This is a genomic window from Pelorhabdus rhamnosifermentans (assembly GCF_018835585.1).
GTDB classification, from domain to species: Bacteria; Bacillota; Negativicutes; order UMGS1260; family UMGS1260; genus Pelorhabdus; species Pelorhabdus rhamnosifermentans.
Map to the genome: position 1 here is coordinate 1 of NZ_JAHGVE010000074.1, position 847 is coordinate 847.

Genomic DNA, 847 nt, shown 5'->3' on the forward strand with positions numbered 1-847 from the left:
ATAGGATACCCGGAGACAAAAGATTATATGCAAGGAGGGGTAGAAGGTGAATGTTAAAGAGCGCAAATTTGTATGTAAAATATCATCATTATTGACTACAGTACCCTTTGTTAATAATATGTGCGATATTGGCGGCCTTGCTCAATATGCCAATGAAATGCATAGAGTTAGGTCATATGTTAGTAGTGCCCTATATTGCCTTGTTACGGATGATTATGAATATGCTACGGACATTGTCGAAGAATTAGAAGGCTATATAGAGAGTCGTAAACAGTTTTGGAAGTGATACCCGAAGATAAAAATATTATGCGGGGAGGCAAACCCATGAAAAAGCAATATGGCCCAGCCGACAATTATGAGGCGAAGCTTTCACGTGTCATGGAACGTCTGGGCGTCAAGGAATACGATTACAACTTTGATCGTCACGGCTGTTGGATATCATTCCGCTATTGCGGTGAAATGTACCGTTTTGATCACTCGGTAGCGAAAGCCAAAGCAAAAGGCGTACAGCTTACATATGGCAGTGATGCATTTGCACAAGTAGTATTGGCACTTGAGGATTTGGCTAGGATGGTCGAACGCGGTATATATGATTTGAGTACATGGGTGGCAGGCCTAAGGTTTTTGCCGCCTCCTGTGGAAGTGCCGAAATGTTTCAAATATCTTGGTTTTGAGCAAATACCGACTGCAGTCGAAGACGTTAAAGACAGATACCGGACTCTTGCCAAAGAACGACACCCTGACGGTGGCGGTAGCACAGATGAGTTTCAGAAGTTGAAAAAGGCTGCAGAAGATGCTTTGAGATATTTGACGGAACACAAGGATATCCATCAATGAAATATTATGC

At 42.5% G+C, this 847-nt stretch carries 2 protein-coding genes; both read left to right on the forward strand.

Features of this window, described 5'->3' with window-relative positions; all coding sequences use genetic code 11:
- Positions 1–46: 46 nt before the first annotated feature.
- Positions 47–286, forward strand: coding sequence for a hypothetical protein (locus tag Ga0466249_RS25785; protein ID WP_215832367.1), 240 nt, complete (start codon positions 47–49; stop codon positions 284–286).
- A gap of 38 nt (positions 287–324) precedes the next feature.
- Positions 325–837, forward strand: coding sequence for a PHP domain-containing protein (locus Ga0466249_RS25790; RefSeq protein WP_215832368.1), 513 nt, complete (start codon positions 325–327; stop codon positions 835–837).
- Positions 838–847 lie beyond the last annotated feature (10 nt).